Here is a 24487-nt window from a genome sequence, read left to right on the forward strand (position 1 = left end):
CACAGTCGACGCACGTTCCCTTGGAGGCCGAAGCCGTGTCAAAGCCGCCGTTCACGCACCTGCACGTCCACACCCAGTACTCGCTGCTGGACGGTGCCGCGCGGCTCAAGGACATGTTCGACGCGTGCAACGAGATGGGCATGACCCACATCGCGATGTCCGACCACGGCAACCTGCACGGGGCGTACGACTTCTTCCACACGGCGAAGAAGGCCGGGGTCACCCCGATCATCGGCATCGAGGCGTACGTCGCGCCCGAGTCCCGGCGCAACAAGCGCAAGATCCAGTGGGGCCAGCCGCACCAGAAGCGGGACGACGTGTCCGGTTCGGGTGGTTACACCCACAAGACGATCTGGGCGGCCAACTCCACCGGACTGCACAACCTCTTCAAGCTCTCCTCCGACGCGTACGCGGAGGGCTGGCTGCAGAAGTGGCCCCGGATGGACAAGGAGACCATCTCCCAGTGGTCCGAGGGGCTCATCGCCTCCACCGGCTGCCCCTCGGGCGAACTCCAGACCCGGCTGCGCCTCGGCCAGTTCGACGAGGCCCTGAAGTCGGCCGCCGAGTACCAGGACATCTTCGGCAAGGATCGCTACTTCCTGGAGCTGATGGACCACGGCATCGACATCGAGCACCGGGTCCGTGACGGCCTCCTGGAGATCGGCAGGAAGCTCGGCATCCCGCCGCTGGTGACGAACGACTCGCACTACACGTACGCGCACGAGGCGACCGCGCACGACGCCCTGCTGTGCATCCAGACGGGCAAGAACCTCTCCGACCCGGACCGCTTCCGCTTCGACGGCACCGGCTACTACCTGAAGTCCACGGAGGAGATGTACGCCATCGACTCCTCGGACGCCTGGCAGGAGGGCTGCGCCAACACCCTCCTGGTCGCCGAGCAGATCGACACCACCGGCATGTTCGAGGCGAAGAACCTCATGCCGAAGTTCGACATCCCCGAGGGCTTCACCGAGATCACCTGGTTCAAGGAGGAGGTCCGCCGCGGCATGGAGCGCCGCTTCCCGGGCGGCGTCCCCGAGGACCGCCAGAAGCAGGTCGAGTACGAGATGGACGTCATCATCCAGATGGGGTTCCCGGGCTACTTCCTCGTGGTCGCCGACTTCATCATGTGGGCCAAGAACCAGGGCATCGCGGTCGGTCCGGGCCGTGGTTCCGCGGCCGGCTCGATCGTCGCGTACGCCATGGGCATCACCGACCTCGACCCGATCCCGCACGGCCTGATCTTCGAGCGGTTCCTCAACCCCGAGCGTGTCTCCATGCCCGACGTCGACATCGACTTCGACGAGCGCAGGCGCGTCGAGGTGATCAGGTACGTGACGGAGAAGTACGGCGCCGACAAGGTCGCCATGATCGGCACGTACGGCAAGATCAAGGCGAAGAACGCCATCAAGGACTCCGCGCGCGTGCTGGGCTATCCGTACGCGATGGGCGACCGCCTCACCAAGGCGATGCCCGCCGACGTCCTGGGCAAGGGCATCGACCTCAACGGCATCACCGACCCCTCGCACCCGCGCTACAGCGAGGCCGGCGAGATCCGCGCGATGTACGAGAACGAGCCGGACGTGAAGAAGGTCATCGACACCGCCAAGGGCGTCGAGGGCCTGGTCCGGCAGATGGGTGTGCACGCCGCCGGCGTGATCATGTCCAGCGAGCCCATCGTCGACCACGCCCCGATCTGGGTGCGCCACACGGACGGCGTGACCATCACGCAGTGGGACTACCCGCAGTGCGAGTCGCTCGGCCTGCTGAAGATGGACTTCCTCGGCCTGCGCAACCTGACGATCATGGACGACGCCGTCAAGATGGTGAGGTCCAACAAGGGCATCGACCTACAGCTGCTCTCGTTGCCCCTCGACGATCCGACGACCTTCGAACTGCTCCAGCGCGGTGAGACGCTCGGCGTCTTCCAGTTCGACGGCGGCCCCATGCGCTCCCTGCTGCGCCTGATGAAGCCCGACAACTTCGAGGACATCTCCGCCGTCTCCGCGCTCTACCGTCCCGGCCCGATGGGCATGGACTCGCACACCAACTACGCGCTCCGCAAGAACAAGCTCCAGGAGATCACCCCGATCCACAAGGAGCTGGAGGAGCCCCTCGAAGAGGTCCTGGCGGTCACCTACGGCCTGATCGTCTACCAGGAGCAGGTGCAGAAGGCCGCCCAGATCATCGCGGGCTACTCGCTCGGCGAGGCCGACATCCTGCGCCGCGTGATGGGCAAGAAGAAGCCCGACGAGCTGGCCAAGAACTTCGTCCTCTTCCAGAAGGGCGCCCGGGACAAGGGCTACAGCGACGAGGCCATCCAGGCCCTGTGGGACGTGCTGGTCCCCTTCGCCGGCTACGCCTTCAACAAGGCGCACTCCGCCGCGTACGGCCTGGTCTCGTACTGGACGGCGTACCTGAAGGCGAACTACCCCGCCGAGTACATGGCCGCGCTGCTCACCTCCGTCAAGGACGACAAGGACAAGTCGGCCGTCTATCTCAACGAGTGCCGGCGCATGGGCATCAAGGTGCTCCCGCCGAACGTCAACGAGTCGGTGCACAACTTCGCCGCGCAGGGCGACGACGTGATCCTCTTCGGCCTCGAGGCCGTGCGCAACGTCGGTACCAACGTGGTCGAGTCGATCATCAAGAGCCGCAAGGCCAAGGGCAAGTACGCCTCCTTCCCCGACTACCTCGACAAGGTCGAGGCGGTCGCCTGCAACAAGCGCACCACCGAGTCGCTGATCAAGGCGGGTGCGTTCGACACCCTCGGGCACACCCGCAAGGGCCTCACCGCGCACTTCGAGCCGATGATCGACAACGTGGTGGCGGTCAAGCGCAAGGAGGCGGAGGGGCAGTTCGACCTCTTCGGCGGCATGGGCGAGGAGGACACCAGCGAGCCCGGCTTCGGGCTCGACGTGGAGTTCACCACCGAGGAGTGGGACAAGACCTACCTGCTCGCCCAGGAGCGGGAGATGCTCGGTCTCTACGTCTCCGACCACCCGCTCTTCGGCCTGGAGCACGTGCTGTCGGACAAGGCCGACGCGGGCATCGCCCAGCTCACCGGGGGCGAGCACTCCGACGGCGCGGTCGTCACCATCGGCGGCATCATCTCCGGCCTCCAGCGCAAGATGACCAAGCAGGGCAACGCCTGGGCCATCGCCACGGTCGAGGACCTGGCCGGCTCCATCGAGTGCATGTTCTTCCCGGCGACCTACCAGCTCGTGTCGACCCAACTCGTCGAGGACGCCGTGGTGTTCGTCAAGGGGCGCCTGGACAAGCGCGAGGACGTGCCGCGTCTGGTCGCGATGGAGCTCCAGGTGCCGGACCTGTCGAACGCGGGCACCAACGCGCCCGTGATCCTCACCATCCCGGCCACCCGCGTCACCCCGCCGATGGTGAGCCGCCTCGGCGAGATCCTCACCCACCACAAGGGCGAGAGCGAGGTCCGGATCAAGCTCCAGGGCCCGCGCAAGACGACCGTGCTGCGCCTCGACCGGCACCGGGTGAAGCCGGACCCGGCGCTCTTCGGCGACCTCAAGGTGCTGCTGGGGCCGTCCTGCCTGGCCGGCTGACGCGGTGCCTGCCGCTGGCAGGGGCTACTGACAGGGCTATGACAGCGGGCTGCCGGCAGCGCTGCTGACAGCGGGCTGTTGACGTGTACGAGGGGCGCATCCGTGACCGGACGCGCCCCTCGGTGTGTGCCTGGGCTTCAACAGCCCGTTGTGAAGATGTCAGTTGTGACCGAAGCGCTTCTGGCGCCCCTTGCGGGCCATGTCGCCGGGAGTCACCTGCGTGGCGTGCGGCTCGACCTGCGGCTCCATCGGCGACTGCCGGGCCGTCTGAGGGCCACGCTCGGACTGCGACTGCTTGCGTTCACGGTTCTTGTTCTTGGCCATGGTGATGCCTCCTGTGGGGGTTCTAGGGGCCAGGGCCGGGATCAGATTCACATAGGCTGACAACGAGCGCATTTCGGATAATTACCGTCTGTGACAGGGCTTGTCGGGGGGAGAACGCCGGAAACGCCACGCCGAAGATCGAGTTCGGGCCGTTAACCCCCGCGTGGTCGGGCAGACTCGAAGGAAGCCCGAAGCAAACCTCCCGGAAAGAGGGTGGATCGCGTGGACCGCTGCATCGTCCTGGTGGACGCCGGGTATCTGCTGGGGGCCGCCGCCAGTCTCCTTGCCGGGGAGCCCTCCCGCTCCCGCATCACCGTCGACCACGCCGCCCTCATCCAGGGTCTGCGTGAGCGCGCCGAGTCCGACACGGAACGGCCCCTGTTGCGCATCTACTGGTTCGACGGCGCGCCCGACCGGGTCCCGCAGCCAGAGCACCGCAGGCTGCGCGTGATGCCCCGGGTCACCGTCCGCCTCGGCGCCCTGACCCGCAGCGACGGACGCTGGGCCCAGAAGGGCGTGGACGCCGCGATGCACGCGGAGCTGACCGAGCTGGCCCGCAACCGGGCCTGTTCCGACATCGTCCTGGTCACCGGGGACGGGGACCTGCTGCCGGGCATGATGGCCGCCAAGGAGCACGGCGTCGCCGTGCACCTGTGGGCCGTCCAGGCCGCCGACGGGGACTACAACCAGTCCGAGGACCTGGTCGCCGAGGCGGACGAGCGGCGCGTGCTCGACCGTGCGTGGATCACCAAGGCCGTACGCGCCAAGGAGTTCGGCGGCGTCTGCGCGCCCCAGCCCGTGCCCCGGCCCGAGATCGCCGCGATCCTCTCCGCGCCGCTGCCGGAGTCCGCGCCCTCGTCGGGGGCCGAGCGGCCCGCCGAGGAGGAGCACGCCCAGGCGGCCACCGGCTCGGACAACGGCACGCAGGAGCGGGTGCCCGCGCCCAAGGGCGTGCCCACACCGAAGGACCTGGCCGCCCTGCGCGCCCCCGGCATCCACCCCGCCCAGCCCGCACAGTCCGCGACCCTGCGCTGGTCCTCCGACAAGGGGTGGGTCGACCGGCCCGGCGGCGCGGCCGAGCCCCCCGAGGTCGCCTCGATGCCGACGCTGGCGCAGGTGACCACGGCGGAGCAGCGGTGGGCCGACCGGGAGGAGGACATCACGACCGTCGGCGGCGACCCCTACGAGGTCGGACAGGTGTTCGCGCGCCGGTGGATGGAGCGCCTCGGTGACCAGGGCCACCTGCAGAAACTGTCCGGAATGTACCCCCGCATCCCGCACCGGATCGACGGTGAGCTGCTGAGGTACGCCGCCCGGTTCGGGCTGCTCGCCCACAAGGACGACCAGATCGACGAGCACGACCGGTACGCGATCCGGGCCGGGTTCTGGCGGGAGATCGACGTACGGACGGCCGCGGAGCACGCCCCCGCCGGCGACTGAGACGCCGGCTGGGATCTTTACCGCCGGTTTTGCCGTTATGGGCAGCCCCGGGAACCGGCGGGCCGCGCGGACCCCGTAGTCTCGTCCCTTGTGAGTACGCGCGCGGCACAGGCACTTCGGCACGGTGACGATGTCGTGTGCGCGGTGCGCGGACTGACCAAGACCTATCCGCCGGTACGGGGACGGCGCGGCGTTCCGGCGACGCCCGAGGTGAGGGCCACCGACGACGTACGGCTGGACATCCGGCGCGGGGAGATCTTCGGACTCCTCGGACCCAACGGTGCCGGGAAGACCACCCTCGTCCGCCAGCTGACCGGCCTGATGCGGCCCGACCACGGCAGCGTCGAGATCCTCGGGCACGACATCGTGCGCCACCCGGAGCGGGCCGCGCGCATCCTCGCCTACCTCGGCCAGGAGTCCACCGCCCTCGACGAGCTCACCGTGTCGCTCGCCGCCGAGACCACCGGACGGCTGCGCGGCCTGGAGGCCGCCGAGGCGCGGGCCGAGCGGGACGCCGTACTGGAGGAGCTGGGCCTCACGTCCCTCGCCGGGCGGGCGCTCAGGAAACTGTCCGGCGGCCAGCGCCGGCTCGCCTGCTTCGCCGCCGCCCTGGTGGGGGAGCGGCCGCTGCTGGTCCTCGACGAACCGACGTCCGGCATGGACCCCGTGGCACGCCGCGCGGTGTGGTCCGCGGTCGACCGGCGCCGGGCCGAACGCGGTACGACCGTCCTGCTGGTCACCCACAACGTCATCGAGGCCGAGACCGTCCTGGACCGGGTCGCCGTCCTGGACCGGGGGCGGGTGATCGCCTGCGACACCCCGACCGGCCTCAAGGAGCAGGTCGCCGGCGAGGTGCGGGTCGACCTCGTGTGGCGCGAGGCGGCCCCGCTGCACGTCCCCGAGGTCGCCGCGCTGCAGGACCGGGCCGTGGAGTCCGGGCGCCGCTGGACGCTGAGGCTTGCCCCCGAGGAAGCCCGTACGGTGGTCGCCACCGTGACCGGCGGGGCCGCGTTCGCCGCGCTGGACGACTTCACGCTCACCACGCCGAGCCTGGAGGACGTGTACCTGGCGCTGGGCGGCGCCGCGCAACAGGGGCTGGTGAAGGCTTGAGCACCTTGAGTACACCGACCGTCGAATCCGTACGGAACGGGACGAGGGCCGCAGTGAAACCCAGAGAGGGGAGCCGCGCGAGGTGAGTGTCGTACCCGTCGAGGTTCTGCCGGGCAGCACCCTGGCCGTGGAGGGGACGGTCCGGGAGGCGGCCGAGCTCGGACCGCGCGCACGGCTGTGGCCGGCCCTCGTGGCCGTGTACCGGGCGCAGCTGTCCCGTGCGCGGGTGGCGCGGATCCCCCTGCTGTTCGTGGCGACCTTCCAGTCGGTCGGGATCATGATCCTGATGCGCGGGGTCGTGGACGGCGGGGCCGAGGCACAGGCGGTCGTCGCCGGCTCGTCCGTGCTCGTCGTCGCCTTCGTCGCGCTCAACCTGCTCGCCCAGTACTTCGGCCAGCTCCGCGCCAGCGGAGGGCTCGACCACTACGCGACGCTGCCGGTGCCCCCGGCGGCCGTGGTGCTGGGGGCGGCGGGCGCGTACGCGTCGTTCACCGTGCCCGGGACCGTGGTGACCGCCGTCTTCGGGTGTGTGCTGTTCGGGCTGCCGCTCACCCACCTGTGGGTGCTCCTCGCCGTCATCCCGCTCGCGGGGGCCGCGCTCGCCGGACTGGGGGCCGCACTCGGGCTGCTCGCGCCGCGCCCGGAACTGGCCACGCTGCTCGGGCAGCTCGGCATGTCCGCGGCGCTGCTGCTCGGCGTCCTGCCGGCGGAGCGGATGCCGGAGGTGGTGCGGCTGGCGCGGGACCTGCTGCCGTCGACGTACGGCGTCGAGGCCCTGGCGCGGACCTTCGGACCGGACCCCGACTGGGCACTCGTGCTCGGTGACCTCGCCGTGTGCGGCGGGGTCGGCGTGGTCTCGCTGGCCGTCGCCACCTGGGCCTACCGCCGGGCGGCCGTCCGATGACGCGTCGCACAGGCGGGCCTGGCACGATGTCAGGGTGACCGCACCGTTGACTCCCCCTCCGCCCCCGCACGAACCGACCCCGCACGGCGCGTGGCAGGCCGCGCCCCCCGGGTACGGGACTCCCGCGCGGGATGCCGCGTACGGCGAGCACGGTTCGTACGGACAGGACGGTCCCGGGATGAAGACCGAAGTGCGGGAGGCCGCCGTCGTCACCGTGGCGGTGGCGCTCGGCGGGGTGCTGCTCGGGCTGCTGTGGTGGTGGCTGGCTCCGCATGTGCCGCTGATCGGCGGTCTGGACGAGCAGGGCAACTGGGTCGTCTACCTCCAGGACACCGAGGGCGAACAGGCCGTCGGCGTCGACGGAACGTTCACCCTGCTCGCGCTCGCTTTCGGCCTCCTGAGCGCCCTCGCCGTGTTCCTGGTTCGGCGGCGCGGTGGAGTGCCGCTGGTGGTGGCGCTGGCCGTCGGAGGGCTGCTCGGCTCGCTCCTCGCGTGGCGGCTCGGCGTCTGGCTCGGCCCCACCCAGGACGTCGTCGCGCACGCAAAAGACGTGGGCAAGGGGGTCGTGTTCTCGGCGCCGCTGAAGCTGGGGGCGAAGGGCGCGCTGCTGGCGTGGCCGATCGCCGCGCTGGTGGTGCACCTGGGGTTGACGGGGCTGTTCGGGCCCCGTGACCCGGATCCCTACGCCGACCAGCAGGGCCTGGCTCCGAAGGACGGGTACGGAGGCCCGCCGGCGTAGCGACCCGCTACGCGGGCCGCCTTCCGTGGTGGGAGCGGCCCTTCCTGACGCGCCACCTGCGCTTGCGTGTTCCCTTCGACATGTCCTCGTACTCAACCCACGAACCGACCCGCGTCGAGGGTCACGCACGCCCGACGGGCGCCACCACCGCTTCCGTGAGCTTGGCCAGGTCCTCGGGGGACAGCTCGACCTCCAGGCCCCGGCGGCCCGCGGAGACGCAGATCGTGGGGTGGGCGGCCGCCGACTCGTCCAGCACCGTGGGCAGCCTCTTCCGCTGGCCCAGGGGTGAGATGCCACCGCGGACGTAGCCCGTGGTGCGTTCGGCGAGCGCCGGGTCGGCCATGGTGGCGCGCTTGCCGCCGACCGCCGCCGCGAGGGCCTTGAGGTCCAGCTGGCCGGCCACCGGGACGACCGCCACGGTCAGCGCGCCGTCGACGTCCGCCACCAGCGTCTTGAAGACGCGTTCCGGCGGGACTCCCATCGCCTCGGCCGCCTCCTCGCCGTAGGAGGGGTGGCTCGGGTCGTGGTCGTAGGAGTGGACGGTGTACGCCACTCCCGCCGCCGTCAGGGCGACCGTGGCGGGCGTGCCGCCCGACTGCTGCTTCTTCGACTTCTTCGCCATCGCGGCCTGTTCCCGCCTGTTCCGCCAGTTTCCGGAGGTGGTGCGTCAGTTGAGACTCGTCGGACCGCGCGTCAGCTCCGCCGCGGGCAACGAGGGCAGATTACGGATGATGGCCGTCTCGGCGCGCAGCAGTTTCAGCTCGTCGCGCAGCCGGGACGCGGTGTCCGGCGCCTGGAGCAGGCGCTGCTTGGTCGGGATGTCCAGCATCATGGCGGCGGCCACGAGGTAGGAGACCACCGACGGTTCGTCCGGCAGGTCGGCGCCGGTGGACAGGGACCGCTCCCGGGCGCCCGCCAGGCGCTTCTGGTACTTGCGGAAGGCCCGCAGGACGCCCTCCGCGAGCGCCCCCGCCTCGTCGCCCGGGTCCTCCTCCAGCTCCTCCAGCTCCGCCGTCAGGAAGGGACCCGACGCGTCGACCGACAGCAGCCGCACCCGGGTCGTGCCCGTCGCGAGCACCTCGAAGGTGCCGTCGGCCCGCTCCCGGAGCGTGGCCGCGTCCGCGACACAGCCGAACCCGTGGAACGCCTTGAGCGGCTCGTCGCCGAAGCCGGCGCCGGGGCCCTGGTCGGGCGCGGCCGTGGGGTCCGGCATGCCGGGTGCGCTCGGCGCCACCTCGTGGCCGTCGCGGATCGCCACGACGGCGAACCGGCGCGGCTCGTCCTCGGGTGTCTTGAGCAACTCGCGCATCATGGCGCGGTAGCGCTCCTCGAAGACGTTCAGAGGAAGCACGAGCCCCGGGAACAGCACCGTGTTCAGGGGGAAGAGCGGGAGCCGGACGGTGGTCACGACGCAAAAGCCTAATGGTCGCCGGAGCGGGCGCGTCCGCCGTGCCCACTTCGTGGATGGCCGGAGGCGGTCTGGTGGCGGACCAGGTCGCGGATCTCCAGGAACCGGCCGAGCGGGTCGTCCGAGAACCGGCTCCACGGGAAGGAGGTGGCGTACGGGCCGATCAGGCGCAGTTGCTCGCCGGCGTCCGCCCAGCGTTCCAGCCTCACCAGGACGTACATCAGCTTGTTCCGGGCCTCGGCGGGCCAGGGGTCGGCCGCCGGGAACCGGGTGGAGAACGCGATCGCGCGGTCGGCCGCCGCGTCCAGCCGGGCGCCCGGCACCTCGGGACCGCAGCCGTCGGTCAGGTAGGAGAGGGCGGCCCGCGCGGGCAGTGCCTGGACGAAGGAGCCGGCCGGCGCGTCCTGTGCGGCCAGCTCGGCGAAGTCGAAGCAGGCGTGGTGGGAGCCGTGCCAGGAGGCGGCGAGGTAGCGCAGGGCGGCCACGTGGCAGCCGTAGTGGTGCGGGGCGCGGCGGATCGCCGCCTCCCACAGCTCCTCGAAGTACCGGTGCCCGGCGCTCGCGCCGCGCGCGTGGTCCAGGGCCAGGCGCCAGGGCACGGGATCGCGGTCGTCACCGCGGGCGGCGGCCGTGATCAGCGGGCTCACCTCGCGCAGCAGTTCCGCCCGGGCCGGTGACCGCCAGGCGCGGTCCACCGCCAGCTGGGCGCCGACCAGCAGCGCGTCCGGGTCGTGTGGGGCGGCCCTGTGCCAGTCGTCGTACCACTCGTCCCGCGAGCCGGCGAAGGCCGCCAGCCGGCGCACGTACCGGTCGCGGTTCTCCCAGTCCGCGGCCGCGCGGGTGGCGGTGAGCAGCTCGGACGCGGCCCGGTACTCGCCCCGGCCGGCCGCGACCAGCGCGGGCCCGAGTCGGTCGTCGGGCGCGTCGAGGAGCACCTCGTCGTCGGCGGGCAGCCCGCGGACGGGGTATGTGGGGGTTACGTGCACCCGCGTGGAGCGGATGAACGGCGGCAGCAGAGCCATGGTGCCGACCATTGAAAGACCGCAGGTCACGACGGCGCCAGCGGGAACGGTCAACTCGTGGAAAGTTGTACGCCGTCCGGTCAAGGGATGGCAAAAAGGTGACCGTTCAACAACTGGCGCGTCAGGAGCCCCACCCGTCACCGCAGTTTCTAGTTCCGGCGCAGCAGCCGGGTCGCCCCGGCCGCCACCGTCGTCGCCAGAACCCAGCCCAGCAGGACGATCACGGCGGCCACCCACTGCCAGCCGCCGCTCAGCTGCCAGAACCCGACCTGGCCCAGGTCGATGACCGGGAGCAGCAGGTCCAGGGCGAACAGGGTCGGGTTCCACGGCGGATGCTCCCCGCGCTTGAGCGGGGGATGACTGGCGTGCGCGAAGGCCACCGAGCTCGCCGCCCACAGCACCGCCATCCACACGGCGGCCCGGCCCGGCCGGTATCCGTAGGCGACCGTCCAGTCCTGCGCGTAACCCCACAGCTTGGCGGCGACCGGCAGGCTCTCACGCCGTCGGCGCTGCTTGGCCAGCAGCACCTCGCGGGCGTCCTCGTCCTCGCCGCCCGCCCGCAGCACGGTGGCCAGCCGCTCGTACGGCTCCGGGTTGTACTCGGCGGTCGCCGCCGCCACCCACTCCAGCCGTTCGTCCAACGGGAACGGGCCGCGCGGCACCAGGTTCTCGTAGCCGAACCCGCCCATGTGCAGTCTGCCCGGGCCCGGCCAGGCGTCCGCCCGGTCCATCAGGTTGACCACCCGCGCGCCCGACAGCACGACCATGCCCCGGGCCGGCCGCTCCCCGAGGAAGCGCAGTTCGGGCGTCTGGACGCGGCGCAGCGAGAGCTCCTGGTCGTCCGTGAAGGTGAACCGGGCCCGCTCCAGGTCGACCGCGTCCCCGAACCGCCCGTCGTCCAGCCGCACCCCGCCCTGGCAGGCGAAGCGCTGGATGCGCGTCCCGCGCGCGGGTGTGGTCCCGCTCAGCAGGGTGCTGCCGACGCCCGCCGGGGTCAGGTACAGCGAGCGCCCCACGGTCAGCTGGGGGGCGTTCAGCGCGAACCGGGTGTACGGGTTGACCAGCCGGGCGCCGCGCAGGCTCAGCGAGACGCCGATCGTGGCGCTGCGCAGCCGCAGTTCGCCGTGCGACTCCAGCATCTCGGCCTGGAGGTCCTGGCCGACGGCCAGGCCGTCCGCGGCGATCGAGCGTCCGCTGCGGTCGCGGTAGACGATCGCCTGGTTGAGCAGCAGGTCCGTGCCGATCTGCGCGTCGGTGAGCCGGATGCCGTTGTGGAAGCGGCAGCGGGGCAGGTGCAGGTCGCCTTCGGTGTGCACCCGGGCCGCCTCCAGGCGCGGCACCGAGCAGTCCACCATCCGCATGGTCGTGAAGCGCGCCTCCGGCAGCAGCACGTCCCGCTCGAACCGGCAGCCGCGCATCTCCACGTACGGCACCACGGTGCCGCCCGCGAGGTCCAGGCTGCCGCTGATCTGCACGCCGACGAGCTTCAGCGAGGACACCCGGCCCGCCAGCGCGGGCGGGCCGTCCAGGAGCAGCCAGCACACGATGCGGGCCCGCACGGTCCGCTCGGGCCCCCAGGGGTGCCCGCCGTGCGGATCGTCGACGACCGTGTCGCCGCTGCTCAGGTCGTACACCGTGCCGTTGCGGAACGACTGCCACATGCCGGCCTCGGCCGCCGTCAGATCGTCCGGCAGCTCCCCGTCCCGGATGCCGGCCCCTTCGGTCACTTCGCTTCCATCCCCCTCGTCCCCATCGGCTTCGCACATCTGTTCATGCCCGCTGAGTAACTCCCCGAACACTAGACGTGAAGGGGATCTTCCGGGTTGCCCGCGGGCGGCGTATCAGCCACTGGAACGCGCGGTCAGCCTCTGACGAGGGTCTGAGAGAATTGACGGTGTGATCTCCCGAATCGATCTGCGCGGCGACGCCCTTCCCGAGGGCCCCGCCCTGCGCGACCTGCTGCCCCGAGCCGACTTCGACGTTCAGACCGCCCTGGAGAAGGTGCGTCCGATCTGCGAGGCCGTGCATCATCGAGGCGACGCGGCGCTGATCGACTTCGCCGAGAAGTTCGACGGGGTGCGCCTGGAGTCCGTCCGGGTTCCGGCCGAGGCCCTGGCCGACGCTCTGCGGGAGCTGGAGCCGGCGGTGCGCGCGGCTCTGGAGGAGTCCATCCGCCGCGCCCGTCTCGTCCACCGCGAGCAGCGCCGCACCACCCACACGACCCAGGTCGTGCCGGGTGGCTCCGTGACCGAGAAGTGGGTACCGGTCGACCGGGTCGGTCTCTACGCGCCCGGCGGGCGGTCCGTCTACCCGTCCTCCGTGATCATGAACGTGGTGCCCGCCCAGGAGGCCGGCGTCCCCTCGATCGCCCTCGCCTCCCCGGCACAGGCCGAGTTCGACGGGCTGCCGCACCCCACCATCCTCGCCGCGTGCGCCCTGCTCGGCGTCGACGAGGTCTACGCGGCCGGTGGCGCCACCGCCGTCGCGATGTTCGCGTACGGCACCGAGTCCTGCCCGCCCGCCAACATGGTCACCGGCCCCGGCAACATCTGGGTCGCCGCCGCCAAGCGCTACTTCACCGGCAAGATCGGCATCGACGCCGAGGCCGGCCCGACCGAGATCGCGATCCTCGCGGACGACACCGCCGACCCGGCGCACGTCGCCTCCGACCTGATCAGCCAGGCCGAGCACGACCCGCTGGCCGCCGCCGTGCTGGTCACCGACTCCGTCGAGCTCGCCGACGCGGTCGAGAAGGAGCTGGAGCCGCAGGTCGCGGCCAGCAAGCACATCGAGGACCGGATCGTCCCGGCCCTCAAGGGCAGGCAGTCCGCGATCGTCCTGGTCGACGGTGTCGAGGAAGGCCTCAGGGTGGTCGACGCGTACGGCGCCGAGCACCTGGAGATCCAGACGGCCGACGCCGCCGCGGTGGCCGACCGGGTCCGCAACGCGGGCGCGATCTTCGTCGGGCCCTGGGCGCCGGTCTCGCTCGGCGACTACGCGGCAGGCTCCAACCACGTCCTGCCCACCGGCGGCTGCGCCTGTCACTCCTCGGGCCTGTCCGTCCAGTCCTTCCTGCGCGGCATCCACATCGTCGACTACACGAAGGACGCGCTGGCCGACGTCGCGCATCACGTCGTGACGCTGGCGGAGGCGGAGGACCTGCCCGCGCACGGGGCGGCGGTCAAGGCGCGGTTCGGATGGAAGGTACCTGAGAGCAAGTGAGTTTCGGCATCGACGATCTCCCCGTACGGGACGAGCTGCGCGGCAAGTCCCCCTACGGCGCCCCGCAGTTGGACGTCCCCGTACGGCTGAACACCAACGAGAACCCCTACCCGCTGCCCGAGCCGCTGGTCGAGCGCATCGCCGAGCGTGTGCGGGAGGCCGCCCGCGATCTCAACCGCTACCCGGACCGGGACGCGGTGGAGCTGCGCACCAAGCTCGCCGAGTACCTGACGGACACCTCCGGCCACCCGGTCGGCCCGGCCAACGTCTGGGCCGCCAACGGCTCCAACGAGGTCATCCAGCAGCTGCTGCAGACCTTCGGCGGACCGGGCCGCACCGCGATCGGCTTCGAGCCGTCGTACTCGATGCACGGGCTCATCGCGCGCGGCACCGGCACCGGGTGGATCTCCGGCCCGCGCAACGACGACTTCACGATCGACCTCGCCGCAGCCGAGAAGGCGATCGCCGAGCACCGGCCGGACGTCGTCTTCGTCACGACCCCCAACAACCCCACGGGCACGGCGGTACCCGCGGCGACGGTCCTCGCGCTGTACGAGGCCGCACAGGCCGCGAAGCCCTCGATGGTCGTGGTCGACGAGGCGTACATCGAGTTCAGCCACGGCGGCTCGCTGCTGCCGCTCATCGAGGGCCGGCCGAACCTCGTCGTCTCGCGGACGATGTCCAAGGCCTTCGGCGCGGCCGGCCTGCGCCTCGGCTATCTCGCCGCGCACCCGGCGGTGGTGGACGCCGTGCAGCTCGTACGCCTGCCGTACCACCTGTCGGCCGTCACGCAGGCGACCGCGCTGGCCGCCCTGGAGCACACCGGCACCCTGCTCGGGTACGTCGAGCAGCTGAAGTCCGAGCGGGACCGGCTGGTCGACGAGCTGCGGGCGATCGGCTACGAGGTGACCGCCTCGGACGCCAACTTCGTGCAGTTCGGACGCTTCGCCGACGCCCACGAGGTCTGGCGGAAGATCCTCGAGAGGGGCGTGCTGGTCCGCGACAACGGCGTACCGGGCTGGCTGCGGGTCACCGCCGGAACGCCCGCCGAAAACGACGCGTTCCTGGACGCGGTACGTGAACTGAAGAAGGAGCAGAGCGCATGAGCCGCGAAGGCCGTATCGGCAGAATCGAACGGGTCACGAAGGAGACCTCGGTCCTCGTCGAGATCGACCTCGACGGGTCCGGCAAGGTCGATGTGTCGACAGGCGTCGGCTTCTACGACCACATGCTCGACCAGCTCGGCCGGCACGGTCTGTTCGACCTCACCGTGAAGACCGAGGGCGACCTGCACATCGACTCCCACCACACCATCGAGGACACCGCCCTCGCGCTGGGCGCCGCCTTCAAGCAGGCGCTCGGCGACAAGGTGGGCATCTACCGCTTCGGCAACTGCACGGTCCCGCTGGACGAGTCGCTCGCCCAGGTCACCGTCGACCTCTCCGGCCGCCCCTACCTCGTGCACACCGAGCCCGAGAAGATGGCGCCGATGATCGGCGAGTACGACACCACGATGACCCGGCACATCCTGGAGTCCTTCGTCGCCCAGGCGCAGATCGCGCTGCACGTGCACGTGCCCTACGGGCGCAACGCGCACCACATCGTGGAGTGCCAGTTCAAGGCGCTGGCCCGGGCGCTGAGGTACGCGTCCGAGCGCGACCCGCGCGCGGCCGGCATCCTTCCCTCCACGAAGGGCGCGCTGTGAACGGGCTGTCGACCATCCTGATCGTCTTCGGTCTCTTCCTGGTCGGGGGGATCGTCTCGTTCGTCAAGCAGAAGATGCCGATGAACCTCATCGTGCTGCTCTCGATCGGCGCCGCGATGTGTCTGGTCGCGGGCGTCATGAGGCTGGAGGTGTGGAATTGAGCACCGCCGCGAAGAAGGTAGTCGTCTTCGACTACGGCTTCGGCAACGTCCGCTCCGCCGAACGCGCCCTCGCGCGCACCGGAGCCGACGTCGAGATCACGCGTGACTACGACCGGGCCATGAACGCCGACGGGCTGCTGGTGCCAGGCGTCGGCGCCTTCGCCGCCTGCATGAAGGGCCTGAAGGAAGCACGCGGTGACTGGATCATCGACCGCCGCCTGTCCGGCGGGCGTCCGGTGATGGGCATCTGCGTCGGCATGCAGATCCTCTTCGCGCGCGGCATCGAGCACGGCGAGGAGACCGAGGGCCTCGACGAGTGGCCCGGTTCGGTCGAGCCGCTGCAGGCCGACATCGTGCCCCATATGGGCTGGAACACCGTGGACGCGCCGACCGACTCCGAGCTGTTCGCCGGGCTGGACGCGGACGCGCGCTTCTACTTCGTGCACTCCTACGCCGTCCACGACTGGAGCCTGGAGACGCACAACGCGGCCATCCGGGCCCCCAGGGTCACCTGGTCGACCCACGGCAAGCCCTTCGTGGCCGCCGTGGAGAACGGCGCCCTGTGGGCCACGCAGTTCCACCCCGAGAAGTCCGGCGACGCCGGAGCGCAGCTGCTGAACAACTGGATCGGAACCCTCTGATGCCTTCGAACCCCTCAGGACGCCTCGAGCTCCTGCCCGCCGTGGACGTCCGTGACGGCCAGGCGGTCCGGCTCGTGCACGGCGAGTCCGGCACGGAGACCTCGTACGGCTCCCCGCTGCAGGCCGCCCTCGCCTGGCAGAGCTCGGGAGCCGAGTGGCTGCACCTGGTCGACCTGGACGCCGCCTTCGGCACCGGCGACAACCGCGCCCTGATCGGCGAGGTCACCGACGCGATGGACATCAAGGTGGAGCTCTCCGGCGGCATCCGGGACGACGCGGCGCTCGCCGCGGCCCTCGCCACCGGCTGCACCCGGGTGAACCTCGGCACCGCCGCCCTGGAGACTCCGGAGTGGGTCGCCAAGGTCATCGCCGAGCACGGCGACAAGATCGCGGTCGGTCTCGACGTCCGCGGCACGACGCTGCGCGGTCGTGGCTGGACCAGTGACGGCGGCGACCTCTACGAGACGCTGGCGCGCCTCGACAAGGAGGGCTGCGCGCGGTACGTGGTCACCGACATCGCCAAGGACGGCACGCTCCAGGGCCCGAACCTGGAACTGCTGCGCAACGTCTGTGCGGCGACCGACCGGCCCGTGGTGGCCTCCGGTGGCGTGTCGTCGCTGGACGACCTGCGGGCCATCGCCGAGCTGGTACCCCTCGGTGTCGAGGGAGCCATCGTCGGAAAGGCCCTGTACGCGAAGGCGTTCACCCTTGAAGAAGCCCTGGAGGCGGTAGCCAAGTGAGCGAACTGCGACGCGTCACGACCGGCGCGCCCTGGGAGGACACCTTCGGGTACTCCCGGGCGGTGGAACTGCCCAACGGCCTGGTGCTGGTCTCCGGCTGCACCTCGATCGTGGACGGCGAGATCGCCGGCGGCGGTCCGTACGAGCAGACGGTCAACGCCTTCAACGTCGCGTTCGCGGCGCTCGGGAAGCTGGGTCTGGGCCGCGAGGACGTGGTGCGTACCCGTATGTACCTCACCCACGCCCGCGACGTGGACGATGTGGGACGCGCCCACAAGGAGCTGTTCGACGCCGTCCGGCCCGCCGCATCGATGATCATCGTCTCCGGCTTCGTGGACCCCAGTCTGGTCGTCGAGGTCGAGGTGGAGGCGTTCCGAGGAGCCACCGCATGACCCTGGCCGTACGAGTCATCCCCTGCCTGGACGTGGACAACGGCCGGGTCGTCAAGGGCGTCAACTTCCAGAACCTGCGCGACGCGGGCGACCCCGTCGAGATGGCCAAGGTGTACGACGCCGAGGGCGCCGACGAGCTGACCTTCCTGGACATCACCGCCTCGTCGGGCAACCGCGAGACGACCTACGACGTGGTGCGCCGCACCGCCGAGCAGGTCTTCATCCCGCTGACCGTCGGCGGCGGAGTGCGCACCGCCGAGGACGTGGACAAGCTGCTGCGGGCGGGCGCCGACAAGGTCGGCGTCAACACGGCCGCGATCGCGCGTCCCGACCTGATCCGTGAGATCGCCGAACGCTTCGGCCGCCAGGTGCTCGTCCTGTCGGTGGACGCGCGGCGCACCGAGTCGGGCTCCTTCGAGGTGACCACGCACGGCGGCCGCAAGGGCACCGGCATCGACGCCGTCGAGTGGGCGCACCGGGCCGCGGAGCTGGGCGCGGGGGAGATCCTGCTGAACTCGATGGACGCGGACGGCACCAAGGACGGCTACGACCTGGAGATGATCGCCGCCGTCCGCAAGCACGTGACGGTCCCGGTGATCGCCTCCGGCGGCGCTGGCAAGCTCACCGACTTCGCGCCGGCCGTCGCGTCGGGCGCTGACGCGGTGCTGGCCGCGTCGGTGTTCCACTTCGGCGACCTGCGCATCGGCCAGGTCAAGGACGCACTGCGGGAGGCGGGTCACCCGGTGAGGTGATTCCGCGTCCCCCGAAGCCCGGGCCGCCTTCAGAGGCGGCCCGGGCTTCTTCTCCGGCAGGCGCGAAAGGAAAATTGCGCAAAGTATGTTGTGCAACTTTTCCTTCGTACTTACGGTGGGCGTATGACAGGCAGGGAGAGGGACCGCCGGATCACCGACCTCGGGACGCTGAAGGCCCTGGCGCACCCGCTGCGGGCGCGGTTGTACCGGCAATTGGTCATCACGCGCTCGGCGACCGCCTCGCATCTCGCCGAGCAGGTCGACGAGGCCGTCTCACTGGTCAGCTACCACCTGCGGAAGCTGGCCGAGCACGGGCTCATCGAGGAGGCCGCCGCCCACAGCGAGGACGGCCGGGAGCGATGGTGGCAGCCGGCCTCGGACGGGGTGAGCATCCGCGACGAGGACTTCCGCGACGCCCCCGAGAAGGCCGCCGCCCACAGCGCGGCGGGCAGGCTCTTCTTCGAGCAGCGTGCCGACATGTACCGGCGTCACCTCGACGAGCGCGCGCACTGGAGCGACGCGTGGACGACGGCGTCCGGCTCCTCCGAGTGGCTGCTGCGCCTCACGTCCGACGAACTGGCCGGACTGTCCCAGGAGATGTCCGACCTCGTCCGCAGGTACGAGGAGCGCGGCCGGGCAGCCGTCGACGCCGGTGACGCCGAGGGCCGCGAGAACGTCGCGGTGCACACGTACGCCTTCCCGTTCCGCGGCTGAGAGGACGCCCCTCCGGTGCCCGACACCCTCATACCCCCGGCCGTCGCCGTCGGCAGACCGGCCCACCGTGACGGCAACGTCCTGCGCTGGCTCGCCGCCTACACCTTCTCGATGGTCGGCGACAGCGTGTACTACATCGCCCTGTCCTGGGCGGCCGTACAGGCCGGCACGGCCACGCAGGCCGGGGTGGTCATGGCGGTCAGCGCGCTGCCGCGGGCCCTGCTGATGCTGGGCGGGGGAGTGGTCGCCGACCGGTTCGGACCGCGCCGCGTCGTCATCGGCAGCGACGCGGTGCGCTGCGCCGCCGGACTCGCCGTGGCGGCGCTGCTGTTCCTCACCGACCCGGGCCTGTGGCCGCTGGCCCTGCTCGCCCTGGTCTTCGGCACCGTCGACGCCGTCTTCATGCCGGCCGTCGGGGCCCTGCCCGCGCGCGTGACGACTCGCGACCAACTCGCGCGCGTGCAGGGCATGCGCGGGCTGGGCATCCGGTTCGCGAGCGTCGTCGGCGCCCCGCTCGGCGGCCTCGCGGTGGCGGTCGGCGGCGCACCCGCCGCCTTCGCGGTGGCGGGCCTGCTGATAGCGGTGTCGCTGCCACTGCTGGTCTCCGTACGACTGCGGGAACTGCCCCCGGACGACCGGGCCGCCGCCCGTGCGGACACCGCCTGGCGGGACCTCGTGGGCGGACTGCGCTACATCCGCCGCCACCGTGTCCTGGCCCCGCTGATGGTGGCCATCGCCCTCGGCGACCTCGGCTTCGTCGGCCCCCTCAACGTGGGCCTGACCCTGCTGGCCGACGAACGCGGCTGGGGCGCCGCCGGGATGGGCTGGGTGCTCGCCGGGTTCGGCGCCGGCGCGGGAGCCGCCTCCCTGCTGCTGACCGTGCGCGGGCGCCTGCCGCACGCCGGGCGGATCGCGGGGTACGCCATCCTCGCGGGCTCCGTTGCGATCGGCGCCCTCGCCCACGCGCCGGGCGTCCTCGCGGCCGCCGGGGTGGCCCTGCTCGTCGGGCTGCTCGCCGGGCTCAGCGGCGCCCTGTGCGCCGCCCTGCTGCAGACCCAGGCGGAGCCCGCCTACCTCGGGCGCGTCACAGCGGTCTCCGGCCTGGTGAGCCTGGGCTTCGCCCCGCTGAGCATGCCGCTGTCCGCCGCGGCCATCGGCGTGTGGGGAACCGGCCCGGTCTTCGTCGTCAGCGCCGTGGTCTGCGGCCTCGGCGGGGTGGTCGCCCTGTGCGTGCGGGGCCTGCGACGCGCCGAACTGCCCCGCTGACCCCGCGGACGGTCAGATGCCCAGCTGCTTGCCGCCGTGCAGTCTGGTGATCGCCTCCTTGTCGCCGTCCAGGTCCACCTTGGCGGCGTCCTGCCGGCCGTACAGGAACAGCAGCAGCTCCGACGGCTCGCCGGTCGCCGTGACGACCGGAGTGCCCCGGTGGGCGACCGCGGTCTGGCCGTCCGGGCGGCGCAGCACCAGGCCGGTGGGGACAGCACGGCCCATCAGGCGGGCGGTGCGCTCCAGGCGGGACCACAGGGCGTCCTGGAAGACCGGGTCGAGCTCGCGCGTCGACCAGTCGGGCTGGGCCCGGCGGACGTCCTCGGTGTGGACGTAGAACTCGATGGTGTTCGACGCCTCGTCGATCTGCTTGAGGGAGAACGGCGAGAACCGGGGCGGGCCGGTCCGGATCAGCTGGATCAGCTCTTCGTACGGCTTGGCCGCGAACTCGGCCATCGCCCTGTCCAGGCGGGGCGCGAGCTGCTTGATCAGCATGCCGCCGGCCGCGTCGGGGCGGCGCTCGCGCACCACCACGTGCGCGGCCAGGTCACGGGTCAGCCAGCCCTCGCAGAGGGTCGGGGCCTCGGGGCCCGCCGCCTCCAACAGGTCGGCCAGAAGAAGTCGTTCACGCTTGGCGAAGGTCGACATGACAGCCAGCCTACGACCGCCCCCGCGGTCCGCACAGTGGACACCCCACGGTGACTGTCAGTGCCTGGCGGCACAATGGCACCCATGACCAGCAGCACGCCCGGCACGCCCAGCCGGCTCGACCCCGAGATCGCCGCGCGCCTCAAGCGCAGCGCCGACGGACTCCTGCCCGCCATCGCCCAGCAGTACGACACCGGAGAGGTGCTCATGCTCGGCTGGATGGACGACGAGGCGTTGCACCGCACCCTCACCACCGGCCGCTGCACCTACTGGTCGCGCAGCCGCCGGGAGTACTGGGTCAAGGGCGACACCTCCGGCCACTTCCAGTGGGTCAAGTCCGTCGCCCTGGACTGCGACGCCGACACCGTGCTGGTCAAGGTCGACCAGGTCGGCGCCGCCTGTCACACCGGCGCGCGCACCTGCTTCGACGAGGACGTCCTCAAGTCCGTCGAGGGCGGCGCCGGTTCCGACGTACCGTCACTGGATCAGTAAGGTCAGCCGCCATGGACCTCGAGACGTTCCGCAAGCTGGCCACCGACCGCCGCGTCATCCCGGTCACCCGCAAGCTCCTCGCCGACGGCGACACCCCGGTCGCGCTCTACCGCAAGCTCGCGGCCGAGCGCCCCGGCACCTTCCTGCTGGAGTCCGCGGAGAACGGCCGTTCCTGGTCCCGGTACTCCTTCGTCGGCGTGCGCTCGGCAGCGACCCTGACGGCGCGCGACGGCCAGGCCCACTGGCTGGGCACCCCACCGGTCGGCGTCCCGGTCGAGGGCGACCCCCTCGCCGCCCTGCGCGCCACCATCGAGGCCCTGCACACCCCCCACCAGGAGGGCCTGCCGCCCTTCACCGGCGGCATGGTCGGCTACCTCGGCTACGACATCGTGCGGCGACTGGAGAAGATCGGTCCCGGCGAGCGGGACGACCTCCGGCTGCCCGAGCTGACCATGCTCCTCACCAGCGACCTCGCCGTGATGGACCACTGGGAGGGCTCGGTCCTGCTGATCGCCAACGCGATCAACCACAACGACCTCGACACGGGTGTCGACGAGGCCCACGCCGACGCCGTGGCCCGTCTGGACGCGATGGAGGCGGACCTCTCGCGCCCCGTCGCCCAGCCCCCGGCCGTCCTGCCCCCCTCCGAGCTCCCCGAGTACACCGCCCTGTGGGGCGGCCCCGACTTCCAGGTGGCGGTCGAGGACATCAAGGAGCGCATCCGGGCCGGCGAGGCCTTCCAGGTCGTCCCCTCGCAGCGCTTCGAGACGCCGTGCACGGCCGCCGCGCTGGACGTCTACCGGGTCCTGCGGGCGACCAACCCCTCCCCGTACATGTACCTGTTCCGCTTCCAGGACTTCGACGTCGTCGGCTCGTCCCCGGAGGCCCTGGTCAAGGTCGAGGACGGGCACGCCCTGGTCCACCCGATCGCCGGCACCCGGCACCGCGGCGCCACCCCGCAGGAGGACCAGGCCCTCGCCGACGAGCTGCTCGCCGACCCCAAGGAGCGCGCCGAGCACCTCATGCTCGTCGACCTGGGACGCAACGACCTCGGGCGGGTCTGCGAGCCGGGCTCCGTCGAGGTCGTCGACTTCATGTCCGTCGAGCGCTACTCGCACGTCATGCACATCGTCTCGACGGTCACCGGCAAGGTCGCCCCGGGCCGTACGGCCTTCGACGTCCTCACGGCCTGCTTCCCGGCGGGCACCCTCTCCGGCGCCCCCAAGCCCCGCGCCATGCAGATCATCGACGAGCTGGAACCCTCCCGGCGGGGCCTGTACGGCGGCTGTGTCGGCTACCTGGACTTCGCCGGCGACTCCGACACCGCCATCGCGATCCGCACCGCCCTGCTGCGGGACGGCACCGCGTACGTCCAGGCGGGCGCCGGCATCGTCGCCGACTCCGACCCGGTGGCCGAGGACACCGAGTGCCGCAACAAGGCGGCGGCGGTCCTGCGCGCCGTCCACACGGCCAACCGGCTGGGCGGATAGGACGCTTCCCCCGCAATGGGGCGCTTCTCACTGAACCCCGGGTCACCATTCGCCCGGGGTTCAGGCGATAGTGGAGTACGTGACTGCCGTACCTCACCCCCGTTCCGAAGCCATAGGCCCCGCCCGGGCCGGCCGACTGAGTCTTGCCGCCGCCCTGCTCAGCGGGGCGCTCGGCGCGGCCGTGGCGTTGCTCGCCACCCGGCAGCGGTGGTCGCAGGGCACCGCGACGGTCGCCGGCGGCGACTTCCCGCTGACCGCCAAGGGAAGCGACGTCACGGGCGTGCCCGCGTCCCTCGCCATAGTCGGCCTCGCCGCCCTGGTCGCCGTCTTCGCCGTCCGCCGGGCCGGCCGCTTCATGGTCGCCGCCGTGCTCGCGCTCTCCGGCGCCGGCATCATCGCGGCGGCCCTCCTCGGCGTCAACGACAGCTCCGCGCTCGACGAGCAGGCCGCGCAGGCCTCCGGCGACACCTCGGCCACCGTCGACACGCTCTCCCACACCGCCTGGCCGTACGTCGCGGCCGTCGGCGGCGTCCTGCTCCTGCTCGCCGGTCTGCTCGCCCTGCGCTACGGCCGGCTGTGGCCCGCGATGTCCGGCCGCTACGAGCGTTCCGGCGCCCCCCGTCCGCGCCGCAGGGCACCCTCCGTCGACCCCGACCGCCCCGAGGACATGTGGAAGGCCCTGGACCGGGGCGAGGACCCCACCGGCGCCTAGGCGTTCGACGCCGACGCGCGAGGGCGGACCCCCGGGCACCCCGCACGCACGCGTGCGGAACAATGACCCATGAGCGTCCGGCTCAGACAGGTACACAGCAACGAGGAGCAAGTCATGGCGGGCAGCAGCCACGGTCACACCCCGGCCGCCTGGACCGGTGTCACAATCGCCTTCATCGGTTTCTGCGTCGCGGGCGCCTTCATGGTGTTGGCCCAGCCGGCGGGCTTCTGGGTCGGCATGGTGATCGTGGTCCTCGGCGGCGTGGTCGGCTGGATCATGAAGAAGATGGGTCTCGGCCAGCCGAAGGACACCCACCCGGCCCACCAGGTCGCGGCCAAGCGCGAGCCCGCGGGCGTCGAGAGCTGATCGCGAACGACTTCGTGCGGGGGCGGTCCGGCGTGGTGCCGGGGCCGCCCCTCACGCGTGTCCCGGGTGCGCAGGGCACAATGCGAGCGTGGACGCCGACAGCCAGAGGACGACACCTTCCGACGCCGGGGCCCTGCTCGGGCGGCTGGCCATACCCGCGGGAGTGCTCGCGGCGGTCGTGGGCGCCTTCGCGTACGTGGGGACCGTGGACCCCAACGAGCCCGGTCACTACCCCGTCTGCCCGCTGCTGCGGCTGACCGGCGTCTACTGCCCCGGCTGCGGCGGACTGCGCTCCGCGCACGCCTTCGTGCACGGAGACCTCGTCACGGCGCTCGGTGACAACGCCCTGGCCGTCGCCGGCTACCTCGCCTTCGCGGTGGTGTGGACCGTCTGGGTGGTCCGCGCGGTGCGCGGCCGGCCGGCGGGGTTCACGCTCGGGCCGGTGCACCTGTGGAGTCTGGGCGCGTTGCTGCTGGTCTTCACCGTTGTCCGGAACCTGCCGTTCGGTGGCTGGCTACATCCTTGATCCACTCACGGAGGTCCAGGTAGTGGGACCGGCGTCAACCGGATGCGAGGCCTACGCCTTCCTCCGGATACCATCACAGTGACCATCGGTTTTCGTCCGCTGAGGCGGGCCGGTGGCGGAAGCTGAACCGCTTGAACA

General features: G+C 71.5%; 26 protein-coding genes. 20 read left to right on the forward strand and 6 right to left on the reverse strand.

Going from position 1 to position 24487, the window contains the following annotated elements; all coding sequences use genetic code 11:
- The first annotated feature begins 35 nt into the window (after positions 1 to 35).
- Positions 36 to 3575, forward strand: coding sequence for a DNA polymerase III subunit alpha (gene dnaE, locus AQJ84_RS28065; protein ID WP_053191244.1), 3540 nt, complete (start codon positions 36 to 38; stop codon positions 3573 to 3575).
- Positions 3576 to 3734: 159 nt separating this feature from the next.
- Here dnaE and AQJ84_RS43595 read toward each other — a convergent pair whose 3' ends face one another.
- Positions 3735 to 3899, reverse strand: a complete 165-nt coding sequence (locus AQJ84_RS43595; protein WP_164873030.1) for a hypothetical protein — start codon at positions 3897 to 3899, stop codon at positions 3735 to 3737.
- Between the two features lie 222 nt (positions 3900 to 4121).
- Here AQJ84_RS43595 and AQJ84_RS28070 point away from each other — a divergent pair, with 222 nt between their 5' ends.
- From AQJ84_RS28070 to AQJ84_RS28085, 4 genes are all read left to right on the forward strand, one after another.
- Positions 4122 to 5339, forward strand: coding sequence for an NYN domain-containing protein (locus AQJ84_RS28070; protein WP_030039412.1), 1218 nt, complete (start codon positions 4122 to 4124; stop codon positions 5337 to 5339).
- 135 nt (positions 5340 to 5474) lie between these two features.
- The gene (locus AQJ84_RS28075) at positions 5475 to 6449 is read left to right on the forward strand and encodes an ABC transporter ATP-binding protein (RefSeq protein WP_030039413.1); all 975 of its coding nucleotides are present in this window, start codon (positions 5475 to 5477) and stop codon (positions 6447 to 6449) included.
- 82 nt (positions 6450 to 6531) lie between these two features.
- Positions 6532 to 7353 carry an ABC transporter permease gene (locus AQJ84_RS28080; RefSeq protein ID WP_030039414.1) on the forward strand — a complete coding sequence of 274 codons (822 nt, stop codon included), beginning with the start codon at positions 6532 to 6534 and terminating at the stop codon, positions 7351 to 7353.
- Between the two features lie 34 nt (positions 7354 to 7387).
- Positions 7388 to 8092 carry an AAA family ATPase gene (locus tag AQJ84_RS28085; protein WP_078631742.1) on the forward strand — a complete coding sequence of 235 codons (705 nt, stop codon included), beginning with the start codon at positions 7388 to 7390 and terminating at the stop codon, positions 8090 to 8092.
- A 121-nt stretch (positions 8093 to 8213) separates the two neighbouring features.
- Here the strand turns inward: AQJ84_RS28085 and ybaK are convergent, their stop codons facing one another.
- The 4 genes from ybaK to AQJ84_RS28105 all read right to left on the reverse strand — a co-directional run bounded on the left by ybaK (position 8214) and on the right by AQJ84_RS28105 (position 12249).
- Positions 8214 to 8714 (reverse strand): Cys-tRNA(Pro) deacylase, encoded by a 501-nt coding sequence (gene ybaK / locus AQJ84_RS28090; RefSeq protein ID WP_053191245.1) that lies wholly within the window; start codon positions 8712 to 8714, stop codon positions 8214 to 8216.
- 45 nt (positions 8715 to 8759) lie between these two features.
- Positions 8760 to 9500, reverse strand: a complete 741-nt coding sequence (locus AQJ84_RS28095) for an LON peptidase substrate-binding domain-containing protein (protein ID WP_030039416.1) — start codon at positions 9498 to 9500, stop codon at positions 8760 to 8762.
- Between the two features lie 11 nt (positions 9501 to 9511).
- Complete coding sequence (locus tag AQJ84_RS28100) at positions 9512 to 10534, reverse strand: hypothetical protein (protein ID WP_030039417.1); 1023 nt, start codon at positions 10532 to 10534, stop codon at positions 9512 to 9514.
- Positions 10535 to 10671: 137 nt separating this feature from the next.
- Positions 10672 to 12249 carry a hypothetical protein gene (locus AQJ84_RS28105; protein WP_053191247.1) on the reverse strand — a complete coding sequence of 526 codons (1578 nt, stop codon included), beginning with the start codon at positions 12247 to 12249 and terminating at the stop codon, positions 10672 to 10674.
- Between the two features lie 169 nt (positions 12250 to 12418).
- On the opposite strand from AQJ84_RS28105, the gene hisD reads away from it, so the two are divergent.
- From hisD to AQJ84_RS28155, 10 genes are all read left to right on the forward strand, one after another.
- A complete protein-coding gene (gene hisD, locus AQJ84_RS28110) occupies positions 12419 to 13744 on the forward strand; it encodes a histidinol dehydrogenase (RefSeq protein WP_030039419.1) in 1326 nt (441 codons plus the stop codon).
- Positions 13741 to 14850, forward strand: a complete 1110-nt coding sequence (locus tag AQJ84_RS28115) for a histidinol-phosphate transaminase (protein ID WP_053191249.1) — start codon at positions 13741 to 13743, stop codon at positions 14848 to 14850. Before hisD ends, AQJ84_RS28115 begins: the two co-directional genes overlap by 4 nt.
- Positions 14847 to 15449, forward strand: coding sequence for an imidazoleglycerol-phosphate dehydratase HisB (hisB, locus tag AQJ84_RS28120; RefSeq protein ID WP_030039420.1), 603 nt, complete (start codon positions 14847 to 14849; stop codon positions 15447 to 15449). The genes AQJ84_RS28115 and hisB overlap by 4 nt, the downstream gene beginning before the upstream one ends.
- Positions 15446 to 15610: a hypothetical protein gene (locus tag AQJ84_RS43600; RefSeq protein ID WP_030039421.1), complete on the forward strand. Its 165-nt coding sequence runs from the start codon at positions 15446 to 15448 to the stop codon at positions 15608 to 15610. Before hisB ends, AQJ84_RS43600 begins: the two co-directional genes overlap by 4 nt.
- Positions 15601 to 16251, forward strand: coding sequence for an imidazole glycerol phosphate synthase subunit HisH (hisH, locus tag AQJ84_RS28130; RefSeq protein WP_030039422.1), 651 nt, complete (start codon positions 15601 to 15603; stop codon positions 16249 to 16251). The genes AQJ84_RS43600 and hisH overlap by 10 nt, the downstream gene beginning before the upstream one ends.
- Entirely contained in the window at positions 16251 to 16991 is a 741-nt protein-coding gene (gene priA, locus AQJ84_RS28135) for a bifunctional 1-(5-phosphoribosyl)-5-((5-phosphoribosylamino)methylideneamino)imidazole-4-carboxamide isomerase/phosphoribosylanthranilate isomerase PriA (protein WP_030039423.1), read from the forward strand. Before hisH ends, priA begins: the two co-directional genes overlap by 1 nt.
- Positions 16988 to 17383 (forward strand): RidA family protein, encoded by a 396-nt coding sequence (locus AQJ84_RS28140; protein WP_030039424.1) that lies wholly within the window; start codon positions 16988 to 16990, stop codon positions 17381 to 17383. The genes priA and AQJ84_RS28140 overlap by 4 nt, the downstream gene beginning before the upstream one ends.
- Positions 17380 to 18135, forward strand: a complete 756-nt coding sequence (hisF, locus tag AQJ84_RS28145) for an imidazole glycerol phosphate synthase subunit HisF (protein ID WP_030039425.1) — start codon at positions 17380 to 17382, stop codon at positions 18133 to 18135. Before AQJ84_RS28140 ends, hisF begins: the two co-directional genes overlap by 4 nt.
- A gap of 123 nt (positions 18136 to 18258) precedes the next feature.
- The gene (locus AQJ84_RS28150) at positions 18259 to 18849 is read left to right on the forward strand and encodes an ArsR/SmtB family transcription factor (RefSeq protein WP_030039426.1); all 591 of its coding nucleotides are present in this window, start codon (positions 18259 to 18261) and stop codon (positions 18847 to 18849) included.
- Positions 18850 to 18864: 15 nt separating this feature from the next.
- On the forward strand, positions 18865 to 20115 hold the full coding sequence (locus tag AQJ84_RS28155; RefSeq protein ID WP_053191251.1) for an MFS transporter: 1251 nt from the start codon (positions 18865 to 18867) through the stop codon (positions 20113 to 20115).
- A gap of 12 nt (positions 20116 to 20127) precedes the next feature.
- Here the strand turns inward: AQJ84_RS28155 and AQJ84_RS28160 are convergent, their stop codons facing one another.
- Positions 20128 to 20763 (reverse strand): TIGR03085 family metal-binding protein, encoded by a 636-nt coding sequence (locus tag AQJ84_RS28160; RefSeq protein WP_053191253.1) that lies wholly within the window; start codon positions 20761 to 20763, stop codon positions 20128 to 20130.
- A 75-nt stretch (positions 20764 to 20838) separates the two neighbouring features.
- Between AQJ84_RS28160 and hisI the strand changes: the two genes are divergently transcribed.
- The 5 genes from hisI (at position 20839) to AQJ84_RS28185 (ending at position 24349) form a co-directional block, all read left to right on the forward strand.
- Positions 20839 to 21255, forward strand: coding sequence for a phosphoribosyl-AMP cyclohydrolase (hisI, locus tag AQJ84_RS28165; RefSeq protein ID WP_030039429.1), 417 nt, complete (start codon positions 20839 to 20841; stop codon positions 21253 to 21255).
- A gap of 11 nt (positions 21256 to 21266) precedes the next feature.
- Positions 21267 to 22745, forward strand: a complete 1479-nt coding sequence (locus AQJ84_RS28170; protein WP_030039430.1) for an anthranilate synthase component I — start codon at positions 21267 to 21269, stop codon at positions 22743 to 22745.
- A gap of 70 nt (positions 22746 to 22815) precedes the next feature.
- Positions 22816 to 23457: a TIGR02234 family membrane protein gene (locus AQJ84_RS28175; protein WP_030039431.1), complete on the forward strand. Its 642-nt coding sequence runs from the start codon at positions 22816 to 22818 to the stop codon at positions 23455 to 23457.
- 114 nt (positions 23458 to 23571) lie between these two features.
- On the forward strand, positions 23572 to 23823 hold the full coding sequence (locus AQJ84_RS28180) for an HGxxPAAW family protein (RefSeq protein ID WP_030039432.1): 252 nt from the start codon (positions 23572 to 23574) through the stop codon (positions 23821 to 23823).
- A gap of 88 nt (positions 23824 to 23911) precedes the next feature.
- Entirely contained in the window at positions 23912 to 24349 is a 438-nt protein-coding gene (locus AQJ84_RS28185) for a DUF2752 domain-containing protein (protein WP_030039433.1), read from the forward strand.
- The last annotated feature ends 138 nt before the right edge of the window (positions 24350 to 24487 follow it).

This window comes from Streptomyces resistomycificus (assembly GCF_001514265.1).
GTDB lineage: Bacteria > Actinomycetota > Actinomycetes > Streptomycetales > Streptomycetaceae > Streptomyces > Streptomyces resistomycificus.